This window comes from Reichenbachiella sp. (assembly GCF_039944555.1).
In the GTDB taxonomy this organism is placed as follows: domain Bacteria; phylum Bacteroidota; class Bacteroidia; order Cytophagales; family Cyclobacteriaceae; genus Reichenbachiella.
This window is the reverse complement of the sequence record NZ_JBDUYN010000008.1, coordinates 144,227-168,204: the sequence shown is the minus strand read 5'-3', so window position 1 is coordinate 168,204 and position 23,978 is coordinate 144,227. Positions and strand designations below refer to the sequence as shown.

Below are 23,978 nucleotides of genomic sequence, written 5' to 3'. Positions count from 1 at the left end.
AATTTTTAGTAGGGAATTCGGTTAATCAATATCGAATTCCCTTTTTTCTAAGACGAAATTGAGCATTTTGAAAATATTAAAGACATTCATATTAGCGTGGGCCATTACGTCAATGGCGGTAGCCCAGGAAAGGACTGTTGGGATTATGCTCAACGGTGAAGAAACGTTCAACGGATATACGCTATTTTCTCCCCATGGCAACACCAGCATCTACCTGATCAACAATTGTGGAGAAAAGGTACACGAATGGTACAGCACGTATTTTCCCGGTGTTTCGGTTTACTTAACTGAAGATGGGAGCCTGTATCGAGCCGGTAAGACATCCGGCACGGACCTCACAGCAGGTGGGGCAGGAGGAATTGTTGAGAAATTTGATTGGGATGGCAATCTGGTTTGGCAATATGAATACTCAACCAGCCAATACAGACAGCATCATGACTTTCAGGTCTTGCCTAATGGCAACGTACTTCTTTTAGCCTGGGAGCTGAAAACCTCAGAAGAGGCATTAGCAGCCGGGAGAAACCCGTCGCTCATCACAGAAGATGCAGTATGGCCAGAGCATGTCGTCGAAATAAAACCCACCGGCTCAGATGGAGGTGAGATGGTATGGGAATGGCACGTTTGGGACCACCTGGTTCAGGATTTTGATGAAACCAAGGCCAACTACGGATCCGTGAGTGAAAATATCAACAAGATAGATCTCAACTTTACGAATGGTGGTGAAGGAAAAGCTGATTGGATTCATGCCAACGCTTTGAACTACAATCCCGATCTGAACCAGATCATGATCAGCACAAGGGTATTTGATGAGCTTTGGGTGATCGATCATAATACCACAACGGAAGAAGCCAAAGGTGCCGCGGGTGATTTAATCTACCGTTGGGGCAACCCAATGGCCTACAAAATGGGGACAGAAGAGGATAGAAAACTTTTTGGTCAACACAATACACATTGGATACCAGCCGGACTTCCCGATGCTGGCAAAATAATGGTATTCAATAATGGTATTAACAGACTTGATGGAAAGTATACAAGCATTGTCAAAATTGATCCGGCAGTGAGCAATGAAGGTAGATACAACTCAGATCAGGGCAGATTCTTGCCGACAGACTACGATTGGGAGTATGTGGCGCCTACTCCAACAGATTTCTATTCATGGTTTATTTCCGGAGCCCAGCAATTGCCGAATGGCAACATATTGATAGACGACGGCGCGCACGGTACATTCTTCGAAATCAATGCAGCAGGAGAGATGGTTTGGAAATACATCAATCCGATCACCATCAGAGGAGCACTTTCGCAAGGAGATGATATTATCCCGGAAGGAGGAACAAATCCTGATAATTTTGTCTTTCGAGCCATAAGATACCCCCACAACTATGTTGGCTTTTCAGGTAAAGACTTGAGTTCGCAAGGACAGCTTGAGCAAAATCCGACCGCATTCGATTGCCAGCTGGTAACTTCAGTGGTTGAGGAGCAACTGAGCTATCAGATATATCCAAACCCAGTTTCAGATTACTTGAACTTGGATATGAAAAACTACGAAAGGAAAACGGTTGAATTAGTCAATTTTAGCGGCCAGGTCTTGGTAGCATCCACCGTGATTGGACAAGGACAGTTGGATGTTGTAAGTATTAAAAGCGGTGTGTATGTATTGAAAGTGGAAGGAGAGAGACCTACCAAAATTGTCATTCAACACTAAATTATTAAGGAATTACAAAAAGGGATGGCTCATTTGTTTTGGGTATAGGGCCATTCCCATTTTAAAAACAAAGCAGAAGATGAAACCAACAGGCATACAAGGCTTCCCACGATGGGATAATCATGCCATGGCGGTTCATATGACCGATAAAAAAATTAAACAGATGAAAAAAGGAGGAGTATTGGTAGTGATGATTTGGTTGATATTGGTTCAGTGGGCCATGGGTCAGCAGATAGATATTATTTCAGATTGGGATAGTAAAACAGCCAGCTGGCAAAATAATAACTCGCTGGAGAAGACGGCTAACCCCATACCGGCCAGTCTGATTAATTCAACCGCAAATTGTGGTAAGATCAAAAGCACGACCAATCAATATGATCTGATACTTTTCAACGAGGCATCAGCCTTCGATTTTGCCATGTTTTCTACTTTTAGATTTAAAGTACTACCACCGGCATCCGGCGGGAAGGTGCTTTTGAAATTCGAAAACGCAGACAATAGTCAGTCATTTTCAGAAGAGGTCACACCCACGCCAAGTGAGTGGAACGCGTATGAATTCGACTTTAGCAGTAAAGGCTCAGGCGTGTATACCAAAATGGTAATATTTTTTGACCTGAATGGGGCCACCGCCGGAAATGAATGGTTTATTGACGAAGTAGAGCGAGAGGGTGTTGGTGATACCGAGGCACCCAGCATACCGGCGAATCTTACCAGCTCAGAAATTACCGACTCGTCTGTAAGGTTGACCTGGGATGAGTCTGAAGACAACGTGGCCGTAAAGAATTATCTGATCTACCAGGGTGCCGAGCAGATAAAAACTACATCATTGACTTACCATTACGTATCCGGACTGACTGCTTCTACTACTTACTCGTGGTCGGTAAAGGCCGAAGATATTTTCGGAAACATCTCCGAACTAAGCAGCTCTATTGAAGCAACAACACTATCGGGGAGTGGCATTTTGACTGAAGTGTCCTCCCGATTTAATTTTCGATTGGGTACGCAGTCTATTGGGCCTGCCTATCAGTTTACTTCAAAAGATAAATTGATCGAATCTGCTGAAGTCACAAGGGCTATGGGTTCTAATGTGCTGAAGGTGTCTTTTGGCGATAGCTACGGTTTGACGGATTTGACTGGCACACTAAAAAACAAAGCTGAACATCGGTCTTTTAAGCAAGTGTTTGGTATGGATTTTAGCTATTACCACTTATGGGCCTACGGACCTTCTTTTTTCTATGATGGACAAACTGAAGCAGAGGAACAAGAGGAATATGATGCCATATATGAACTGACCGAGCATTTTTTAACCAATTACTCAGGAACAGGAAAAACGTTCTATCTGGGCAACTGGGAAGGAGATTGGCACCTGGTTGACGACTATAATACACCGGACACGGAATGGGATGTCAACAAAAGTATTTTGGCCCCGGAGACAGTTCAGGGTATGATTGATTGGTTGAATATCAGACAAAAGGCAGTTGATGATGCCAAAGCAGCTACGTCTCATGAAAATGTTGAGGTCTATCTCTACGTCGAAGCCAATTTGGTCAGAAAGACGATTGAAAAACAATTGCCAAGTTTGGTTAGCAAAGTACTTCCATTTGTAAATGTGGATTATGTCTCTTATTCCTGCTATGATGCGACCTCATGGGATAATACTTACGAAGGAGTAAGTACAAAACTCAAAGAGGCTCTGGACCTCATAGAAGAGAAGTTAAAAGATAAAGACGGATTACCGGAAGGCAAACGCGTTTGGATTGGCGAATATGGTTACCCGAATGGGCGGAACGATTTTGAAAACATCGGCTACCTGGACCCCACCAATGAAACAGAACAAGATGCCCAAAGCCGTCATGTGATGCGCGCTGCCCTGGAATGGGGAGCCCCATTTGTTTTGTATTGGGAATTGTACAACAATGAAGTAATAGACGGTAAGCAGAATGGTTTTTGGTTGATCAACGACAAAAATGAAAAGCAGAAAATCTATTACACACACGAAAATTATTATGCGAATGCAGAAGAGGATGTAGAGACCTTCATAGCCGAGAATGGACGTGAACCGAATGAAACAGAACTTCGATCCATACTGGTAGCTGCACTGGCACGAAGCGGAAATGACTCATCGGATACCATAGTTCTGGATGTAGAGGAAAACAACGTTGAAGTGGCAATTTATCCTAATCCGATAGCATACACGCTTTCGATCAAGGGCTTTGCAGGACCACTTCGAGTGGTAGATTTAGCCGGAAACGAACTAAAAAGAGTTGTTTGGCAGCGGGATACTGATACTTTAGACTTCAGTCAATTCGAAACAGGATTGTATTACCTTATTTTAGAGGGCAATGTGAACCGTACATTCAAATTAATCAAAAAGTAGATTTGATGATGGGTATCAAACCGCTCTGCATGGGTCTGGTTTTCTTATGCGTGACTATCCAATGCACAGAAAGGAAAAAAACGATTGATTCTAATCAAGAGTATCAACTTATAAGTCCGGATCATAAAGGCCTTGTCTACTCAGGAAGAATCGATTTTTCGAATCCAAAAGAACCTATACTTTATTGGGCAGGAACTTCGGTAGCGGCCACATTTCAAGGCACAACGATTCGAGTAAAGCTAGAGGACAATGGTGAAAACTATTACAAAGCTATTATTGATGGAGATGCTGCAGGTGCAATAGAAATTGATTGCCATGCTGGTGCAAATACCTACACGGTAGCTGATCACCTGGAAGACAGACCACATACCATTGAGTTGGTCAGAAGAACGGATAGTACCAGTCCTGCAACTAAGTTTCTCGGTTTTTTGATTGAAAGGAATGGACACCTACTAGAATCTCCGACCAACGACCGCTTAAAAATTGAGTTTTATGGCAATTCCATCACTTCAGGCCATGGGGTTTTGGACGAGTCAGGAGAAAACAACGACAATAGAACCACCTGGGACAACTATTACGCTTATGGCGCTATCACCTCAAGAGCTTTAAACGCCGATTATAGATGTATTTCCATGAGCGGCATTGGAATCATCAAAAGCTGGTATCCACTCACCATGCCCGAAATGTATAATAGGCTCAACCCAAATGACAAGAACAGTCGATGGGATTTCGCACTCTGGACTCCGGACGTCGTTGTGATTAACTTGTTTCAGAATGACTCCTGGTTGATAGAGCAAATGGACCCTGTGCCTAAAGAAAAAGAAATCATTGATGTCTACAAAAACTTTGTATCAATCATCAGAGGTCATTACCCAGAGGCAAGTGTTTTTTGCGTTTTGGGAAATATGAGTGCAGCGGAAGAAGGTTCTCCATGGCCGGGATATGTTGAATCAGCCGTTGGTCAACTCAGAGATCTTGGTGAAAAGAATTTATTCCCCTTAATATTTCCTTATCGGAAAACAAAGGCACATCCCACCGTTGTTGAGCAAAAAGAAATGGCCGATATGCTCGCCAGTTATATTAAAACTACCTTGAAAATTTGATCAATTCGGTGGGTTAGAAAGTTAGAATTGGACTTCAAAGGCCTGCAATGAGCCATTATTGGCAGATACGAGTAGGAGCCTTGACTTATTGTCTTTCCAATTGATCAAAACCATGTCCCTGACATCCCCTCTTACATCAAAGCCGGATTGCGTGACAGTTATGTTTTCAAAAGAGCCATCACCGTTTCCTTTCAAAACCGCGCCATAACTTGCATCATATCGCGGAGTTTCCACTTCAGAATCATACAAATTACCTACTGTAATCAAATCCTGATTATCATCCTTATCAATATCCAGATTTAGAACTTTGCGCAAAGCGGAGAATTGAGCCATTTTCGGCAAGGTAATTTTTCTAAAATCAAGATTTCCTTGATTTACCAACGCCGCACTTTCGAATGTGCTGGCAGATAGCTGAACCGACTGATTGAGTTCTTCTATTCCATAAATCTCATTCAGGTCAGCTTCGGCAAATGATCTGAATGTTGGGAATTTATCGTTGATGAAAGGCATTTGTTCTGACGAACATTGTTTGCCTCTGACCGGGACTTCTTTGCCTTGGGACTGATGACTTAGCACGATATCCATGGTGCCGTTGTCATCAAAATCGTTGTAGAATAGGTTTAGTGGTTCTGCTGTAGATGGATGAAATTTATTATTCTGCCCTAAATTTCCAGCAATCAAATCCTGGATTCCGTCGTTGTTCAAATTCACAGCGCTAAGAGAAAACCACCACCCACGGTCTTCTATCACATTTGACGACTGTTTTTTGAATCGCCCGTTTTCATTTAAAAAAAATGTAGGAGCCATCCATTCACCAACGATGGCCAGATCAATATCGCTGTCGCCGTCTACATCTAGCCATTGGGCGTCTGTTACCATTCCGATTCGTTCCAGTTCTGGCGCTAATTCATTGGTTTTGTCCAGCAGAATCCCTTGCTCATTGATAAGAATCACCGAAGAAGCTGGACTTGGATAGGCGTCTGGCACTAAGCGACCACCAACAAATAAGTCAGCATAACCGTCATTATTAATGTCGGCGGTGCGTACTGTTTGCCCGCTGGTGGCAATATGCGGCAAGTTGCGGGACCTTGAAAATTGGCCTTTACCATTATTTATGTATAGTCGATCCAATACGCCAGAATCGCCTTTAAGGTCCTTGCTTCCACCACTGACCACATAAAGATCCAGGTCTCCGTCATTTTCCAGATCGAAAAAAACAGAACCCATGTCTTCAAATGCCCTGTCGCTATGCCATAAGTTATTATTGGATGAATTGAAAAGGCCCACTTCATTTTGGATATAAAGTGCGGCTGCGGCTCCTTTGGCATTACCAATAAAAACATCTTCATATCCATCGTTGTTCACATCACCGGTAGATATGAAGGGCCCGAGGGTGGATAGCTTATGTGGCAATAAAAGCGCTTTGGAAAAATCATCATACTGATCCTCTTGATGTGTAAAATCAAGACCGAGTTCAATTGGGTTTAGTTTTGAAAACAGGGTCCTGGTCTGAGCGTTAGCCTCTGCTTCAATAACCGCCTGAGAATAATCCAGTTCCATTAATTGATTCGAATCCACGTTTTCTTTGATAGTTGCTCTACCGTCAGCCCAGCTTACTTTGATTTGAACTATTTCTGATGCCTGACCTAAGCCAAAGTGAATTACATGATCAACCGATGATAAGTAGCCTCGAGTAGGATAATACCTTTTGAGTTGAGTGCTATTATTAGTAGCCACTTCAACGGTTGAGCCTATCGCATGCAAACCAGTCAATTTGATTTGAATGTAGTTGTTCGAGTCCGCCATATTCTCATAAATTCCGGCCAGTTCATCGATATTATTGACCACCAGGTCCAAATCACCATCCTGGTCTAAATCGGCATAAGCAGCACCGTTGGAGTTGGTAGCCTCATCAAGTCCCCATCTTTTACCCGACTTAGAAAAGGTAAGATTCCTATTATTTTCAAAGGCATAGTTCTTTATTCTAGCTTCCGGAAGCAGGTTAAGCAATTTTTGAATCTCCACTTTTTCGAATTGGACTTTGGCCTGAATAGCTCTCCGGGAGTCATTATCAGTGACATCTTTTTTGATGCCGTTAGTAATAAACAAATCCACATCCCCATCGTTGTCGTAGTCAGCCAACAAGGGCGCCCAGCTCCAATCCGTTTTGTCTATGCCGGCCAGTTGAGCGATCTCACTATAGGTTCCATTACCATTGTTCAACTGCAAAGTATTGAGCATATATTGATAGTGATTCCCAAAATCTACCAGAACATTGAAAGCCTCAGTGCTCATGTTATTCATCAGCATTTTGGATCGAACATGATCGGCAGGTACCATGTCTAGCACGATCAAATCCTCAAAACCATCATTATTGATATCAGCCAGATCGCTGCCCATGCCGAAATATGAGGTATGATTCACAAAATGTTTTAAACTATCTTTAAAAGTACCATCCTGATTGTTGATGTAGAGATAGTCTCCTTGTACAAAGTCATTGGCAACATAGATGTCAGGCCAGCTGTCATTGTTATAATCGCCAATAGCAGCACTTAGTCCCCAGGCCTTGTTCAGCACACCGGCCGGGTAAGTCACATCTTCAAAAGTGCCATCTCCCTGGTTCCGATAGAGCTTATCTGTTGATTCACGTTCATAGGCAGATTCAATATTTCTGGATAAATAAGAATTGTTCTCGAAATCTATTCTGTGATTGACCAGGTAGAGGTCAAGCCAACCATCTTTGTCGTAATCAAAAAAATAGGATTGCGTACTGAACGCATTGTCATTTAAACCGAATTGGGCCGCTGATTCTGTAAATGTTAAATCACCATTGTTGATATAGAGTTTGTTTTCTCTGAGTTTGGCATCCCGAATGGGGCCAGACTTACAAACATATAGGTCTAACCTCCCATCACCGTTGATATCAATCATATTGACACCAGTAGTCCATCCGGATTGGTCCGCAACTCCCGCTTTGTCGGTAATGTCCTTAAATGAAAAATCACCTTGGTTTAAATAGAGTTTGTTCGCTCCCTGATTAGAACCAAAATAGAGATCAGGCAAATCGTCACCATTGATGTCGCCTATGGCCACTCCACTGCCATTGTAGAAGTAGTCGTAAGTGAGAAAATTGAATCGTTCTGATTCAGTTAAGTTGTTTTGAAAATGAATGTTGGATTGTGTGGAGCTGATTTTATGGAATAGTGTGCCTTTTCCTTTTTCTAGCTCATTGCACCCAAAGAATATTGACAATATAAGTAAGCCCGATACAATCTGATTAAACCCTCTCATCGCATATTCTTATCTATTCTAAGTTTAAAGATAAGAGCTGCAAAAAGGCAATTAAACGCTATTAGTCAATAATTTGACTGTTTTTCAGGATTGCATCAAAATGAAGCAGTTAAGTGTCAGGCCATCGTATGAAAGACATTCTGTACGTCATCATCTTCCTCGAGTTTTTCGAGTAGCTTATTTACGTCTTCTTGTTGTTCTTCGGATAGTTCTTTAGTTGTAGTTGGGATTCTTTCAAACCCTGAAGAAAGGATTTCGATGTTGTTTTCTTCAAAGTACTTCTGAAGTGTGCCATAGTCTGCAAAACCACCATAGACCATCATGCCATCTTCATCCTCGAAAACCTCTTCGGCTCCAAAGTCGATCAACTCCAACTCCAGTTCTTCAGCATCCAATCCATCTTTGCTCAGTCTAAAGTTGCAAGTATGCTCAAACATAAACTCTACCGAACCTGAAGTACCCAAGTTGCCATCGCATTTCGTAAAGTAGCTTCTTACATTAGCTACCGTTCTGTTGTTGTTGTCTGTAGCGGTCTCCACCAATACCGCAATGCCATGCGGTGCATAGCCTTCAAACAAAGTTTCCTTAAAATCTCCCTGCGCTTTGTCTGATGCACGCTTGATTGCCCTTTCGATGTTGTCTTTGGGCATATTGGCAGCCTTGGCATTTTGCATGACTGCTCGCAACCTTGAATTGGTGTTAGGGTCAGGGCCACCAGCCTTTACGGCAATAACAATGTCTTTTCCAATTCTGGTAAAAGTCCGGGACATGGCGCCCCATCTTTTTAGTTTTCGTGCTTTTCTGAATTCAAATGCTCTTCCCATTTCGATCTAAATTTTGAGGCTACAAATATAAAAAGTCAGTGTTGGAATACAATTCCAATGAGATCTATCAATAAGAGCGATTAGAACTTTTTGCCTCAGTTGAACATCTTAATGACAACGTTGAATCTCTCACTCAAAAATTCAGATTATGCTCATTCATATTAAAGCAGGTTTGAGACGGTTTGTCAAGAACCGAACGATCAGCCTCATCAGCATATCCGGACTGACCCTTGGCTTGTCCATTGTTATAATTTTAGCATCATATATTCACTATCAGTCCAGTTTTGATCATTTTCATTCTAATTCTGACCGAACGTATAAGGTTATTTCGAAATTTTATGATCCCAAGGGAAAGCTAAGTAGCTATGGGATTTCATTTGGCACACTAGCCGATGAATATCTGGCCAATTTTGAACAGGTAGAGACTGCCACACGCTATTACAGACAAGTCGGAGAATTGGAAGTTGGCTTGGAAAGATTCAATCAGGTTCAGATTGGCTATTCAGATTATTCATTTTTTGATGTGTTTGATTTTGGTTATAGCCAAAAAAGACAGTTCGCGAGACCAGATCAAGCCATTCTCAGTAAGAAATTTGCAAAAATATTATTTGGGGACGAGTCAGCCATTGGGCGAGAGGTGCGATTCAAGGATGTTACCTATCTGGTGAGCGACGTAATAAATGTGCCGCTCAACTCTCAATTTCAGTTTGACATTGTGATTCCTCTCGCATCTATGCCAGACTATCGCTCACTTGTCCATCAATCTGGGTTAGAATTTCATACCTACGTGCTGCTAGAACGAAATGCTGACCATCAGCAAACCCTGGATTTGCTTGCAAACCATTATAACGAATCACTTGATTCAAGATGGCAAGGTTATGCGGGAGACTCTTTTTTGATTTCCCTCAAAGAACTGCATATGAAATCAGGAGATATTACAAACAGCCTGAGTGCAGGGAATTTGCAAGCACTGAAAGTGATTGGTGTCTTGGGGTTGTTTATTTTGATCCTGGCCGCAATCAATTATGTCAACTTTCAGATAGCCGGTGCCCAAAGCAGAGAAAAAGAAATAGGTCTGAGGAAAGTAGTGGGCGCCTCCAGAAATCAACTGGCTTTGCAAATAGTCATTGAATCTATAGTTGTTGTGGCCTTGGCTGGTGGGCTGGCCCTAGGGTTGTTGGAAGTGATTGCTCAAATGATCGATCCCGAATTGATCGCTCCGGAGCTATTCAGTTTAGAGCACTGGACGCTTTCATATTTTCTCCTATTTGGTCTTCTGGTAGTAACCACAGGGTTTTTAGCTGGCATTTATCCTGCCATTTATTTATCCAGATCTATTACGCTCCACAAGTCTCTAAGTAAGACCAAACATCGTATGCATCCGGCCATACTTTCACTGGTAGTAGCTCAGTTTTTGATATCTTCTCTTCTCATGGTTTCTATTGTGATCATGCATGTACAGCTTCAGTTTATGAAAGATATGCCCAAAGGGTTTGATCAGGAGCGTGTATTGCTCGTTAATAATTTTGACCTGGTGAAAAATTACGATGTGATTAAATATGAACTCGGAAAACTCGCTGGGATAGAACAGATTTGTCTGGCACAGGCCGCACCGGGCGGAGGCACGAGTGGCCAGTTTTTTAAGGTGAAAAGCGCTCCTGATCATGAACAGATAACAGTTAACCACGTACGTGTAATCGACAATTACATCAATACATTTGATTTGAAGTTGGTTTCAGGTCGTGACTATGATTACGACTTGCAATCGGATCGAAAAAATTTTATTCTAAACGAGTCTGCCTATAAGAAAATTGGAAGCCCGGATTTGGGAACCCAGGTTTACATGGGTGGTAGAGTAGGAGAGATTATTGGAGTCATGAAAGACTACAATTTTGAGTCTCTACACCATGGAGTAAGTCCGCTGGTTCTCACATTTGAAAACCTTCATGGAAAGGTTCTGGCGCTGAAACTCAAAGAAGATAATCTTAAGCAGACCATCGGCACTATTGAGTCCGTCATACAAAACTATGATCCCGCTTATGTGATTGACTACCAGTTTATGGATGATCAATTTACTAGTACTTATAAAAATGAACTGAGAGCAGAGAAAATTACCACATATGCCGCTTTTGTTACCATTTTACTCTCCGTTCTTGGTGTGCTGGCATTGAGTGTGTTTTTAATTAATACCCGAAGCAAGGAAGTAGCGATTCGAAAAGTAGTAGGAGCTTCCTTTACCGATCTATTTTTGGTATTGGGTTCTAAAATAATACTTTGGATACTGTTTGGAAGTGTCGTCGCCATTCCATTAGCCGGGTACGCTATGAGCAATTGGTTGTCGAGCTTTCACTACAGAATTGAACTATGGGACCACCTGCTCTGGATAGCCCCTGCCGTACTTACCGCTATTGTCACTTTTTCCTTACTTTCAATAATCAACAAATTGATCAGGGCGTGCATCATCAATCCGGTTGAGTTTTTGAAAGAGGAGTAACGTTACTTACCCAAATCAACTGGTGATCTCACATTCCTTAAATGTGATTCCGTGCGATTCCAATGCGTTAAGTACAGGCATATAAACACTCTTTTCCGTAGGAATGTGAACACCTTTAGGGCTCATTTTTCCTTGAAGAATTAGCTGTGCAGATACCGCCAATGGCAACCCGACCGTTTTGGACATCGCCGTATTAATCGAATCTTCGCCTTCCACAGCCATGTAGGATTGAATTTGCTTCAATGCCGCATCTTGGTAATACTCGAATTTGTGCCACATCACAATCATATCCTTTTCATCTGGCTCAATCGTCCACTTTTTCTTTAGGATGTGTTCCAGGATTTGAGCTGGTGTACCTTTTTCCAGACCTACAAGTTCATCATCGAATAAACCTAGCCACTTCATCTTGAACATTTCGTCTGATTCAAGATCCAGATTCAGATAGTGCGCCAATTTCAGCTCAATGGAGTCGTCGGGATTATAAGATAAAAAAGAATTGATAAACTGCCGGTGTGTCATGGTAGATACGTCGTGCAGCTCATAGGTATCGTCAGTCGCTCCCAGCTGCACAAATACGTCCCAGGCCTTGGAATAGCCGACCCGTCTAAGTGTACCACGATATAAAGTTTTTATGCCACGGAGTTTGTAGGCATCCAGATATTTTAAAGAATCTCTATTGGCGTATCCTTCGAAGTATCCATATTCAGGAATGTGAATGACTTCTGTTCTTCTAAAAAGTTTTTGATAGGGGATGTACTTGTATCGGCCTTCTTGAATAAACTTCACAAAGCCCTGACCGGCCAATACGACATTTCTTGGATTCCAGGTGAATTTATACTCCCATGGATTGTCATCGTCACTCGGTGCCAGGAGTCCACCCGTGAAAGTTTCGAAAGCGCGTAGCTCATGCCCTGCTTCCCGAATTCTGTCCAACACTTTCATGGCCGACATGTGATCAACGCCCGGATCCAATCCCATTTCCATGATTAGACCGGCACCATTTTTCTCAAATTCACTACTCAATGATTTGATTTCATCAGTCAGGTAGGAGGCAGTCAACATGTTAATACCATGCTTTGCACAAATTTTAGCGACATGGATGTGAAAGGAGGCCGGCATCATTGAAATGACCAGTTCAAAACCATCAGTCAATTTCTGCTGATGAGCTTCATTGAAAATATCAAAGCGCACCGCTTCCCCTCTTGAACTGCCGTTTATTTTTTCCTTAGCCAAGTTTTCATCCAGATCTCCTACGACCACATGCCAGTCATTTTCTTCAGCATGATTTAGCAAAAATCCGATCAATGTGGAGGAAGATCTTCCCGCGCCAAGTACAAGTACTTTTTTCATTATAGATGTATTATGTTTTGGGTTAACATGTTGTATTTTTCAGTTGCTGGTTGGCCCAAAAAAGAAGCAAATATTTCATTTTCAAGGTCACAAGCAAAACATTTAGTTAAAAAAATAAGTATTAAATTGTCCATATTCGTTTAGTGCATTTAAACATAGATTTCCAACCATGGCCAAGAAAGTAATACAGCAGGTGGAAGCCGAAATATTAGATTATTCCGAGCTAAGTTCTTCAGAACGGTGCCTTGTAGATGATGCCAAATCAGCGGTCGCAGGTGCCTATGCTCCCTACTCTGATTTTCATGTCGGCTCAGCGGTTTTGTTGGCTGATGGCATTGTGGTAAAAGGAAGTAATCAGGAAAATGCAGCGTATCCCTCTGGTCTCTGTGCTGAGCGAGTAGCGATCTTCAGTGCGGGAGCTAATCATCCCAATGTCAAAATTGAAAAACTGGCTATTGCTGCAAAACCCGCTGAGGCAAAGGACTTCGTGGCCGCCTCATCTTGTGGCAACTGCCGCCAGGCAATGATGGAGTATCAAAGCAGACAAGAAGAGACCATTGAACTTTTGTTCATACGGCCTGGCAATCAAATATTGAAGACCACAGTGAGAGACCTTCTCCCTTTTGGTTTTGATTCTAATAGCCTTAACAAGTAGAAGGTTAAGCCGCTGGGCACTCTACTTGGTAATGTCAATAATCACGGCAGAGGTAGCGTTTTGATAGACAGAATGTATGCCATGATCTCTGGCTGATGAAGTGGTATACATTTGACTGTTGCCAATTACTTGTCCATTAGTAGCCATGAGTACGAAATAATTTTTCCCATCCTTGGATTTCTTCTTGGCGAAATTTCCCTCGTCTTTGCTGTTAGTGCTTACAGAATGGACACCTTTTTGACAATTGGCCTTGGTCGTATAGCCCTGGCTGGCCAGGATAACCTCGCCGTTGCCAGCTTTTAGATGAAAATAGAAATGGTCGTTAGAGCCTTTAAAAATCTCAAATTTGGACTGTCCCATAATGAAGTGGTTTATGAAGTGAAAAAAGGACAAATAAGTTAATAAAAACGGAGGAGAATTTCTTGGTTTTGAGGGGCAAATCTACTTGTGTAAATACTTGTAGCAAGTGGGATTAGTTTCGTATGTCTTAATAATAATACGGGAGTTTTTTGATCTTTGCTCAATCCAAGGAACGCTTTGTATCAAGATTGGGTTTAGGTTACTTGACGGCCCATAAAAATATAGCTTGCGCAAACATTAAAAAAAGACCATGCAAAGAACTACACTTTTTCTATTAGGACTATTGCTCGCTTGTAGCGGTCCTAAACAATCCTCAATAGAGGAGACCGAGAATAGCATATATCCACCTGCATTAGAGAAAATACTTACTAAACATGGATCCCTCGATACATGGAAAAAAATGAAGTCCCTTTCTTATGAAATAGTTGGTGAGGAAATGAATGAAAAGCAAATGATCCATTTGCACGATAGGAGGGAGCGCATTGAAGCTGCCAATTTCGTGACCGGTTATGATGGGGAGAATATTTGGTTGGAAACCGATACGACCTATAGCGGCGATCCTGTATTCTATCACAACCTAATGTTTTATTTCTATGCCATGCCTTTTGTTTTGGCGGATGAAGGTATTATCTACTCTGAGGCTGATGAACTATCCTTTGAAGATAAATCTTATCCGGGAATCAAAATAAGCTACAATGCAGGTGTGGGCATGAGTGCACAGGATGAATATTTCCTTCACTATGATCCGGAAACTTATCAAATGGAATGGCTTGGCTATACGGTTACTTATTTTTCAAAAGAAAAAAGTCCGGACATTAGATGGATTAGGTATAATGATTGGCAGACACTCGAAGAGTTGATATTGCCGAAGTCAATGACCTGGTATAAGTCTGAAGAAGGAGTGATCACCGAACCGAAAGGTGCGGCCGAGTTTGAAAAGGTACTAATTTCTGAATCAACTTTTGATGACTCGCTTTTTAAAAAAACTAAAGGGGCGGTTGTGGTAGAACAGTAAATCTAATGTTGGTGTAACGACTACTTGAAAAATTTGCTCTAGCTTTTTTAAAGCTTACTTGACAGGTATTAATATAGTTTGATAGAGAAATTTATTGTAACATATTAAGTTATATTTAAGGCATGCAAGCCAGTGCCAATTTCACGAAAGCCATTCATATTTGTATCTACATCAATCTGAAAGGAAAACTCATACCCTCCAGTCAGTTGGCAGAAAGCCTCAAGACCAATCCGGTAGTGGTCAGGCGACTTATTGCTTTACTAAGAAAACACAACATCATTGGAAGTGTCTCAGGTTCTCAAGGTGGATTCCATCTGCTGAGGCCAGCCAAAGAAATATCTCTGTGGAACATTTTTGAGGCAACAAAAGAAGAAGAGTTTTTTCACAGGCCCAAGGTAAACCACGAGTGTGTGGTGAGCAGCAATCTCTCAGGACTCTTGTTCGACGCTTTCCAGGAGGCCGAACGGTCCATGAAACCCAAGCTGAAAAAGGTATCGATCGCTTTCCTTACAAACAAACTGAAAAAAATTATAGGAGAAAAAGAAGTGTCAGAAGCTATAAAGGGGGTTTTCTAAATTTTTTTATCTCAATATGGAACTTTTAAAGTTACATATTGATTGTGTATTTGTAATTAATCAACAACTAAATTTTTTCCAAATGAGTAATCTGAAAGTTTTGTCGAGAGAGGAAGTAAATCTTCCAACACAGCAGGTCTTTGATAAGTTGAAACGCAAAATTGGCTTGGTGCCAAACTTATATGCGGCAGTAGCCAATTCGCCCCAAGCCCTGAATTCGATGCTATCCCTCGGGGATAATTTAACCGGAGGCGAATATTCCGGAAAAGAGGTAGAAGCCATTGCGCTTGCCGTAGGTCAGGCCAACAGCTGCAGTTATTGCCTGTCTGCACATACAGAAATTGCTAAAATGAACGGGTTGACTGAAGCAGAGACCATTCAGATCAGGACTGGAGATATTGATGACCCAAGGCTCAGTGCACTTGTAAGGTTGGCCACTAGTTTGGTAATCACAAGAGGAAAACCGTCACAAACACTAATCGGAAAATTTTTTAACGCCGGATATAATGAAGCGGCTCTTGCAGAATTAATTGGTCATGTGGCACTAAATACATTCACCAATTACATCAATCACGTCGCGGACACGCCGATAGATTTTCCTTTGGCTGCCGAACTTCAACAAGAATTAAATTAATCATATAAAACAAATTAAAATCAGATGAAAAAATTATTCTTAATCCTTACTGTAATGATGGCAGTGATCATCTCAAGCAACGAGGCGTTTGCTCAAAAGAAAGCCAAGAAAGTTAAATTAAGCCAGGTCGAGGGCGAGTTTACCACCAAGGAACTGACGTTAAAACCCGGAACCTATGTTTTTGAAGTTAGCAATCAGAGTGTAGACAAAGAAGTAGGTTTTGTAATCGCTCCGGTTACATCAGAAGGCAAGGCGGGAGAGCATATCCAGGCGGGTTATTTGGCAAAGACGATCAACAAAGGTGAAACTTCATCTTCCAAAGAAGTAAACCTAACCAAGGGTACGTACAAATACTTTTGTCCAATGAACCCCACCCCAGAGTATACATTGGTGGTGAAATAATAAATGACATAAAAAACTTAACAGGAGAGTTAGTTAGAGGTTGTTGAGTAAGTTAGAGAGGCTTCTTGAATGATATTCGAGAGCCTCTTTTTTGTTTTATTGCCGACTATCTCACCAGAGTATATTCAAAAGAAATAAATCTTTAATTCCAGTTTGAAACTGCTTTATTAGAAAAAGACATACTATTTCAGTAATCTATCGTATAAATTTATCTAGCAAGTCCGACAAAACAAGAGGGTTATGATTTATAATGGAAAAGAAGTGCCATTCCCTGCAGTGATGCAGATTAGTTTCTTCAAAGCGATTGAAGCTTTGGAATTGATGGCCAAGGATACGGATCAAGGTGTTGTCAACTATGCGCTGCAGCTTTTAAAAGAAGTGGAAAAGTATCCGGAATTGAAAGACGGTATTGGGAGTATTGATCAATTAAAAAAGTATAAGAAATCAATTCAAAAAATAGGTAGAATCCTTTTTCCGGACGCTCTTTTGACTAACGAAATCAAAGCACTTACCCCTCCTTTTTATTTCGAACCCATATATACCTCTACCAGGTTCGACAATATCGTTAAAGCATCTGGTAAGGAGTTTTCATACGAAATGAAGGATATTGACGAGGATACCTTCTACCTGTATTGCTGCTATTTCATATTGGGCAGTTATTATGGATACCCTGCACCAGGCGGAGGAGCCATGAAACTGGAAATCTTTAACAAAGATCAGGGATTGATGCGCACTTACAAGATGCTGATCAATGCCGACATGTGTGAATTTATTCCGACAAAGAAGGCGATTGATATATCCCGTGAAGATTTTGAAGAACTCGTGGACAACTTCGGGGACATCAAAATCTGGAAGAAAAAATTTCCCCCCAACAGCTGGATTATGAAGGGTGTCAATATCATCAATTTGGTCGATATTTCTCTGGATCAATCCATGTCTTCAATTACCTCTAATCTCCTGGTGAAATCCACTGACACGTTTGAAAAGATTCAGAACAGTATCAGGAGCTTACTCAACCACCCGAAATTGGAAATGGGTGTCATCACATTGGACCAGAATAAACTGGTGCCCTTGAATAAAGAACAAGTTAGAAGTATTGTCCTGAGTAAAGATGAGGCCTTGGACTGTAAAACTGATCTGTGTGATTACGCATATGGTCAATTGCTGAACAAGAAGGAACCTTTGGTTATTTCAGATGTCGATTATTTTCATAAAAGATCTGAAAGCGGCTTGTCTGAGAAATTGGCAACGTCCGACTTCAAAAGTTACCTAGTGGCACCATTAATTCATGAGGAAGAGCTCCTTGGGTTTATGGAGTTGGCAGCCCCGGGTAGATATGAACTAAATCCCGGAACAATGGCCAGACTGGACGAAGTACTGCCCGTACTGGCAATGGCTCATAAGCGCTTTATGACTGAAGACCAGAATCGTATCGAAGCCATCATTCAGCAGGAATGTACTACCATTCATCATTCAGTGAAGTGGAGGTTTGAGCAGGAAGCTGAAAAATTCATGAACCAGCAGTTCAAGAACGAACAACCAGTATTCAAAGACATCAAATTCAATAATCTATACCCGCTGTACGGGCAAATGGATATTAAGGGCTCTTCTGCGCGACGAAATGAAGCTGTCAGCAAAGATCTTCTCAAGCAGATCAATGCGATAAAAAAAGTCCTGAAGTATGCCTTTGAGCATACTAAAATGCCAGCTTACGATGAATTGTCCTTTCGCCTGGATAATCACAAAAACGAACTAAAGAGAGGGCTGTCAGCAGGTAGCGAACATAAAATACTAAGCTTCCTCAAATCAGAAATATATCCCATCTTCGATCATTTACAAAGAAAGGACGACTACCTGAAAAAATTGGTAGATCATTATAACACCTTACTGGATCCCGATCTGAAAACAGTGTATGAGGAGCGTAAGAAATACGATACCAGCGTAAATCAGATCAATCAAAGATTGGCCTCGTATCTTGACGAAAAACAGATTGTCGCACAAGAAATGTTTCCGCATTACTTCGAACGGTACAAAACTGATGGTGTGGAGTACAACATGTATATCGGTCAGTCCATTTCCAGGGATCGGAAATTTGATAAAATATTCCTTAGAAATCTCAGGATATGGCAATTGGTTGTGATGTGCGAGATGGAAAATGAATTCAGGGCAATGCAAAAAGACTTGCCCATGCCTATTGAAATCGCGTCGCTTATTTTGGTTTACAACACCTCCTTGTCCGTGCATTTCAGAATGGATGAAAAGCGTTTTGATGTAGAAGGTGCCTACAATGCACGGTATGAAATTGTCAAAAAACGTGTAGACAAAGCACATATTAAGGGAACAAGTGAAAGAATTACACAACCCGGTCGTCTGGCCATTATTTATTCCCAAGAGCAGGACGCTCGCGAATACCGAAAGTACCTGCAGTTCCTGGCTGCTAAAGGATATGTGAAAAAAGGATTTGAGGACTTGGAACTGGAGGATCTTCAAGGGGTAACAGGTTTGCGGGCACTGCGAGTAGAAGTTGCCTATGCAGAGAACCTTACAGTGGACGAGCTTATCGAAGCCATGGAAGGCAGTTCCTCAAATTAGAGAACTTATCAAGGCAATTTTGAATTTATAAGCCCATTACATTCATTTGTATAATGAATCAAGAAAAGAATAAGCCGGGGAATCTCGTTCAAATACCCAAACTCTTTTATGCCGACATCACTGGAGCCCCAATGGATAAATGTATTTCTTGCGAATGCAATTTATTAGATGGAAATGTGCCCTACATGATTGAAAAGGCATTAAAACCATACGACGGATTGCGGTCTTATTCAACGATTTTTGAATATGCCATGTGTATGGATTGCATGACTGGCTATCAGAGCAAAATTTCGAGTCAATCGATGCAAAGCATCAATGAGTATTTTGCTTCGCATATAGATATTGAAGGACGTAAGAAATTGATTACTAACGAATCGTATACCGATTTAGCCCCGTGGGTTAATCGCTGTGTAGTTAAAAATCTCGAGGCGGAAGATCTTGCGGAGTGCCAAATTTATGGGCAATGCGTCGGTGATCAGCTGGTCATGGGTGACTACCCTTATATGCTAAGCGGCGTTGCCATGGACGAGGTAGTTGAATTATTATCACCAGAGACCTTGGACGAATTCGGTCGCTTGCAGGAAGAATTGATTGGGCCATCAGAATTTCAAGACCTACTAAAAGGCGGTCCGAAAGTATTTATCTGATACCAACGGATTAGGTCATCAACAGTACTTTGCTTTTTCTTTAAGCTTGGCCTCTATCGCCTTACCGGTTGGTGTAGCGGCTAGACCACCTAGACCCGTACAAGTCAACTCATGGGCCATCATATCGCCAACTTCTTTCATGCTTTGAACGACTTCATCATAGGGAATCAAGTGTTCATAATTGGCAAGAGCCATATTGGCACATGATAAGGCATTCGAAGCGGCCATTACATTTTTTCCGAGACAAGGTGCCTCGACACGGTTGCCTATAGGATCACAGACAATGCCCAGCGAATTTTGGAGTGCCAGTGATGCCGCAGCAACGCATTGCTCCAAGGTACCATTCATAAGCGTCACCAAACCAGCAGCAGCCATAGATCCACCAGCTCCTGTTTCAGCCTGACACCCCGCAACTTCTGCAGCGAATGTTGAATGTTCTGATATAAATACCCCCATGATACCAGCAGCCAGCAGTGCACGTACAATCTCCTGATCTGAACTTCCTAACTTTTCCGCAGCACCAAAAATGGCTCCAGGCAATGCACCACAAGATCCCGCTGTAGGCGCAGCCACGAATACACCCATAGAGCTTTTTACCTCCATCATGGCTGTGGTATTCAAGACAATCGTGTTGAGCATTCCTCCATCCAGAAGCTGCTTCCCATCCATTTTATCCTTGAATCCCAAGGATTGAACAGGTAGGATACGGTCCTCGTAGTAAGTGCCTTTTAGTCCTTCTTCGATTCCGCTTCGCATGACTTGGACAATAGCCATCATTTTGGATAAAACCTCTTGCTCGGTAATTCCCCCTCGCTGACTTTCGTATAAAGCAGCAAGTTGCCACAAATCCAGTTGCTGCGACTGACCCAATTTCATCATGTCCTTGCAGGTCAGAAAGGGAACCTCAAGATCTTTTCTGGAGAGAATCGGTAGTACTGGATGCAGATAGCAAACATTGTTTACACCCGGTATGCCTTCAATTTTTTCGATGAGAGATTCTTCAAACGGATCCGCACTTTTGAGTTCTATAAAACTTTTATGGACCAGTTTAAAATCACAAGCCAGCGCAGGAAGAAGCTTGTCAATCAATTCAAGTTCAGCACCATAAATAAGCAGCTCATGATAATCGCCATTGATGCAAACCTCAGATGCATCTATTTCTTGTACCTCCATCATACCACCACCTGTACTGATGGCCGACAATGTGTGTGCAATGGTGTCATTGCCTATTCTTATGCGGTAGTTGTTCGGGTGTTTTGCATCATAACTTAAGTAATTGACCGTGATGTTGATGCCCGACTCGTCGATGTGCTTTTTATAATCCATCATGCGATGGTCATCTGCTTGCCAGCCCAGGAGACCTCCATAGAGACCCATATCCGTACCTTGACTTTCATGTGTAGTCACCAATGAGCCATTGGGATCGTAATCAATCGACATGTGCGAGATATCGCCTTTCATCAGATCGCGAAGAAGTAGCCCTATTCGACAAGCGGCCGCACTATGAGAACTTGAAGGTCCACGCATAACGGGTCCAATCACATCATTGAAAATACTCGAAGTAGCCATATCTTTCGGGTTTAGTCTTATTAAAGTTAATATTTTAATAGCTGATGATGGCAAGTATTGGCCTCTTTACTAGTCGTCGAAAACCCGCCGCCAATACCTGGCCATTGTTTCCCTCAAATGTAGAGAGGTGTTTTCTCCTTCGTTCAAGCTATGTGTTCGCATGGGGTAAGACATCATTTCGAAAGGTTTATTATGCTTAATCAGTTCATTGACAAGCCGTTCAAAACTCTGGTAATGCACATTGTCATCGCCCGTGCCATGTATGATCATGAGATTGCCCTTGAGGTTTTTTGCGTAAGTGATGGGAGAACCGGCGATGTAGTTGGATTCATTATCTTGAAGTAGTCCCATGAATCGCTCCTGGTAGATATTGTCATAAAGCCTTTGATCCGAGACAAACGAGAGTGCCAATCCGGATTTATAAATCTCAGGGTATCTAAACAGACAATTCATAGTCATTTGGCCTCCACCACTCCAGCCCCACATGCCTACTTTTTCAGTATTAATGAAGTCGTAGCTTTTAAACAATACTTTAGCCGCAGCAGCTTGATCGTGTGTGGCCAGTATCCCTATTTGTCCATAGATGGATTTTCTCCAATCCCTTCCCCTTGGTGCTCTGGTGCCTCTGTTGTCTATGCTGACTACCACATACCCTTGCTGAGATAAATACTGATGCCATAGGTCTTCACGCTGCCAGGCATCTTGTACCGTCGAATTAGCGGGTTCACCATAGATGAAGAAGACTATTGGATACTTTTTAGAAATATCGAAATTAATTGGTTTGATCATCCAGGCATCAAATACGACCTCACCAATATCTATTTTGATGAACTCTTTTGGCTTGAGATTCAAGGCTTCTACTTTTTCTTTCAGTGCATTATTGTCTTCCAGAGTCCGAATGGATTTGTGCTTTTGAAGGTCGATCAGTGATATTTTGTTCGGTGTAGTCGAATTTTGAAAGGTGTGAATAGCAAAAGCGGCATCTCCCGAAATTTGATAGGCATGTTGCCCGGGTTGATTTTTTGGACTTACACGCTCAGGCTTGGAGCTCCCATCGATTTTGCTTCTATATAAATATCTCTGCGTGTAGTTTTCAGGAGAAGCCGTATAGTAGACAAAGCCTCCTTTTGGATCTATGCAGTCAATTTTCACGACATCAATATCACCGTTGGTAATGGTGCTAAAATTCTTGCCGTCCCTTGAAACCTTGTAGAGATGCATCCATCCGTCTTTCTCACTCGTCCAGGTGAAACTCTGTCCATTGTCCAGCCACATGATATTGTCGTGAACGTCTAGGAATGCCTCGTCCTTATCGGTGAAAATATTGGTGAGTTTCATGGATTGGGTATTGCCTACCCACACCGTATTCGTATTTTGTTTTCTATTGAGTTGTTGAATTAGCACTTCAGTAGAATTGGGAATAAAGTCCATCCGTGCCAAATAATTATTCCTGGGATCTCCGGGTACATCTAACCATTTGGATTCACCACCGGAAGCACTGACTACACCCACCTTTACGGCTGAATTGTCTGTACCCACTTTAGGATAAGGAAAAGGTATGGGCTTGGAATAAATCGAATCGACGTTGTTAATCAGATAAAAGGTGCCCATGCCTTTGGTATCCGACTGCCAATAGGCAATTTGAGAGCCATCAGGACTCCAGCGAAAACCGTCTCTACAATCCAATTCTTCTTCATACACCCAGTCAAAAGTGCCATTAATTATCGATTCACCGCCATCGAAAGTCAGTTGAGTAATTTTACCATTGGAGATATCCTCGACATAAATGTTGTTTTTGCTCACATAGCCTACGCGAGTGCCATCAGGCGAGAACTTGGCAAACATCATAGTGGTTCGCACTACGCTTTGACCCAATTGTGTGAGTTTGCCTGAATTCATGTCAAGCACCCAATAATCTCCTCGGGTATGATAGCGCCATACCTTTCGCGTATTTGTAAAGACAAGAAGTTTTGAATTGTCAGATGACCATTCATAGTTGGCAATGGACAATGGTTTATTTCCAGAGGCTGGTATCAGTTTTTGGGCAGAAACAAGGACCGTTCTTTCACCAGTTTGTGCTTTGTACTTGACTATGTCATCACCATCAACTTGTTCATTTTTTTCGAGCGTAGAATACCCCAAGTTATCCTTCATCCATCGAACTGGTCCAAAGCGTTCCGCTTTATAGGTGTCATTCTTATAAATGTCTTCCAATGTCAATTGAGCCTGTGACCAGGAAGGCAAAGTGCTCAACAACATCAGGCCAATCAAGAAGCTTCGTTTCATGTTTGCAGTATAGTTGTTTAGAGTAATTTAATGGATTTTCGGGTGAGCCGGTTTGACTGATGTTGAAATGGTCAATGTTTTGAACATATTGATCAATTTTGT

17 protein-coding genes are annotated in these 23,978 nt (G+C 41.9%); 11 read left to right on the top strand and 6 right to left on the bottom strand.

The features are described 5' to 3' along the window. The first annotated feature begins 67 nt into the window (after positions 1-67). From ABJD64_RS14550 to ABJD64_RS14540, 3 genes are all read left to right on the top strand, one after another. Positions 68-1,702 (top strand): aryl-sulfate sulfotransferase, encoded by a 1,635-nt coding sequence (locus tag ABJD64_RS14550; protein ID WP_348182760.1) that lies wholly within the window; start codon positions 68-70, stop codon positions 1,700-1,702. A gap of 79 nt (positions 1,703-1,781) precedes the next feature. After that, positions 1,782-4,079 carry a T9SS type A sorting domain-containing protein gene (locus ABJD64_RS14545; protein WP_348182758.1) on the top strand — a complete coding sequence of 766 codons (2,298 nt, stop codon included), beginning with the start codon at positions 1,782-1,784 and terminating at the stop codon, positions 4,077-4,079. 5 nt (positions 4,080-4,084) lie between these two features. After that, the gene (locus ABJD64_RS14540; protein ID WP_348182757.1) at positions 4,085-5,182 is read left to right on the top strand and encodes an SGNH/GDSL hydrolase family protein; all 1,098 of its coding nucleotides are present in this window, start codon (positions 4,085-4,087) and stop codon (positions 5,180-5,182) included. 21 nt (positions 5,183-5,203) lie between these two features. Here ABJD64_RS14540 and ABJD64_RS14535 read toward each other — a convergent pair whose 3' ends face one another. Both ABJD64_RS14535 and ABJD64_RS14530 read right to left on the bottom strand, forming a co-directional pair. Continuing rightward, a complete protein-coding gene (locus ABJD64_RS14535; protein WP_348182755.1) occupies positions 5,204-8,473 on the bottom strand; it encodes a VCBS repeat-containing protein in 3,270 nt (1,089 codons plus the stop codon). A 116-nt stretch (positions 8,474-8,589) separates the two neighbouring features. Further along, positions 8,590-9,297, bottom strand: coding sequence for a YebC/PmpR family DNA-binding transcriptional regulator (locus ABJD64_RS14530; protein WP_348182753.1), 708 nt, complete (start codon positions 9,295-9,297; stop codon positions 8,590-8,592). 148 nt (positions 9,298-9,445) lie between these two features. On the opposite strand from ABJD64_RS14530, the gene ABJD64_RS14525 reads away from it, so the two are divergent. Then, a complete protein-coding gene (locus tag ABJD64_RS14525; protein WP_348182751.1) occupies positions 9,446-11,791 on the top strand; it encodes an ABC transporter permease in 2,346 nt (781 codons plus the stop codon). Positions 11,792-11,806: 15 nt separating this feature from the next. On the opposite strand, the gene ABJD64_RS14520 is transcribed toward ABJD64_RS14525, so the two are convergent. Further along, complete coding sequence (locus tag ABJD64_RS14520) at positions 11,807-13,141, bottom strand: saccharopine dehydrogenase C-terminal domain-containing protein (RefSeq protein WP_348182749.1); 1,335 nt, start codon at positions 13,139-13,141, stop codon at positions 11,807-11,809. Between the two features lie 169 nt (positions 13,142-13,310). On the opposite strand from ABJD64_RS14520, the gene ABJD64_RS14515 reads away from it, so the two are divergent. Next, positions 13,311-13,796 (top strand): cytidine deaminase, encoded by a 486-nt coding sequence (locus ABJD64_RS14515; RefSeq protein WP_348182747.1) that lies wholly within the window; start codon positions 13,311-13,313, stop codon positions 13,794-13,796. Between the two features lie 21 nt (positions 13,797-13,817). Here ABJD64_RS14515 and ABJD64_RS14510 read toward each other — a convergent pair whose 3' ends face one another. Further along, the gene (locus ABJD64_RS14510; RefSeq protein WP_348182745.1) at positions 13,818-14,156 is read right to left on the bottom strand and encodes a YegP family protein; all 339 of its coding nucleotides are present in this window, start codon (positions 14,154-14,156) and stop codon (positions 13,818-13,820) included. Positions 14,157-14,406: 250 nt separating this feature from the next. Here ABJD64_RS14510 and ABJD64_RS14505 point away from each other — a divergent pair, with 250 nt between their 5' ends. The 6 genes from ABJD64_RS14505 to ABJD64_RS14480 all read left to right on the top strand — a co-directional run bounded on the left by ABJD64_RS14505 (position 14,407) and on the right by ABJD64_RS14480 (position 20,021). Further along, positions 14,407-15,171, top strand: coding sequence for a DUF6503 family protein (locus ABJD64_RS14505; RefSeq protein WP_348182743.1), 765 nt, complete (start codon positions 14,407-14,409; stop codon positions 15,169-15,171). A 122-nt stretch (positions 15,172-15,293) separates the two neighbouring features. After that, complete coding sequence (locus tag ABJD64_RS14500) at positions 15,294-15,746, top strand: Rrf2 family transcriptional regulator (protein WP_348182741.1); 453 nt, start codon at positions 15,294-15,296, stop codon at positions 15,744-15,746. 82 nt (positions 15,747-15,828) lie between these two features. After that, positions 15,829-16,380 (top strand): carboxymuconolactone decarboxylase family protein, encoded by a 552-nt coding sequence (locus tag ABJD64_RS14495; protein WP_348182739.1) that lies wholly within the window; start codon positions 15,829-15,831, stop codon positions 16,378-16,380. Between the two features lie 24 nt (positions 16,381-16,404). Continuing rightward, positions 16,405-16,782: a cupredoxin domain-containing protein gene (locus ABJD64_RS14490; protein WP_348182737.1), complete on the top strand. Its 378-nt coding sequence runs from the start codon at positions 16,405-16,407 to the stop codon at positions 16,780-16,782. A gap of 240 nt (positions 16,783-17,022) precedes the next feature. Then, a complete protein-coding gene (locus tag ABJD64_RS14485) occupies positions 17,023-19,374 on the top strand; it encodes a GAF domain-containing protein (RefSeq protein ID WP_348182735.1) in 2,352 nt (783 codons plus the stop codon). 53 nt (positions 19,375-19,427) lie between these two features. Further along, positions 19,428-20,021 (top strand): hypothetical protein, encoded by a 594-nt coding sequence (locus tag ABJD64_RS14480; protein WP_348182733.1) that lies wholly within the window; start codon positions 19,428-19,430, stop codon positions 20,019-20,021. A gap of 18 nt (positions 20,022-20,039) precedes the next feature. On the opposite strand, the gene ABJD64_RS14475 is transcribed toward ABJD64_RS14480, so the two are convergent. Next, complete coding sequence (locus ABJD64_RS14475; RefSeq protein ID WP_348182731.1) at positions 20,040-21,590, bottom strand: L-serine ammonia-lyase, iron-sulfur-dependent, subunit alpha; 1,551 nt, start codon at positions 21,588-21,590, stop codon at positions 20,040-20,042. 69 nt (positions 21,591-21,659) lie between these two features. Next, positions 21,660-23,876 (bottom strand): S9 family peptidase, encoded by a 2,217-nt coding sequence (locus ABJD64_RS14470; protein ID WP_348182729.1) that lies wholly within the window; start codon positions 23,874-23,876, stop codon positions 21,660-21,662. Positions 23,877-23,978 lie beyond the last annotated feature (102 nt).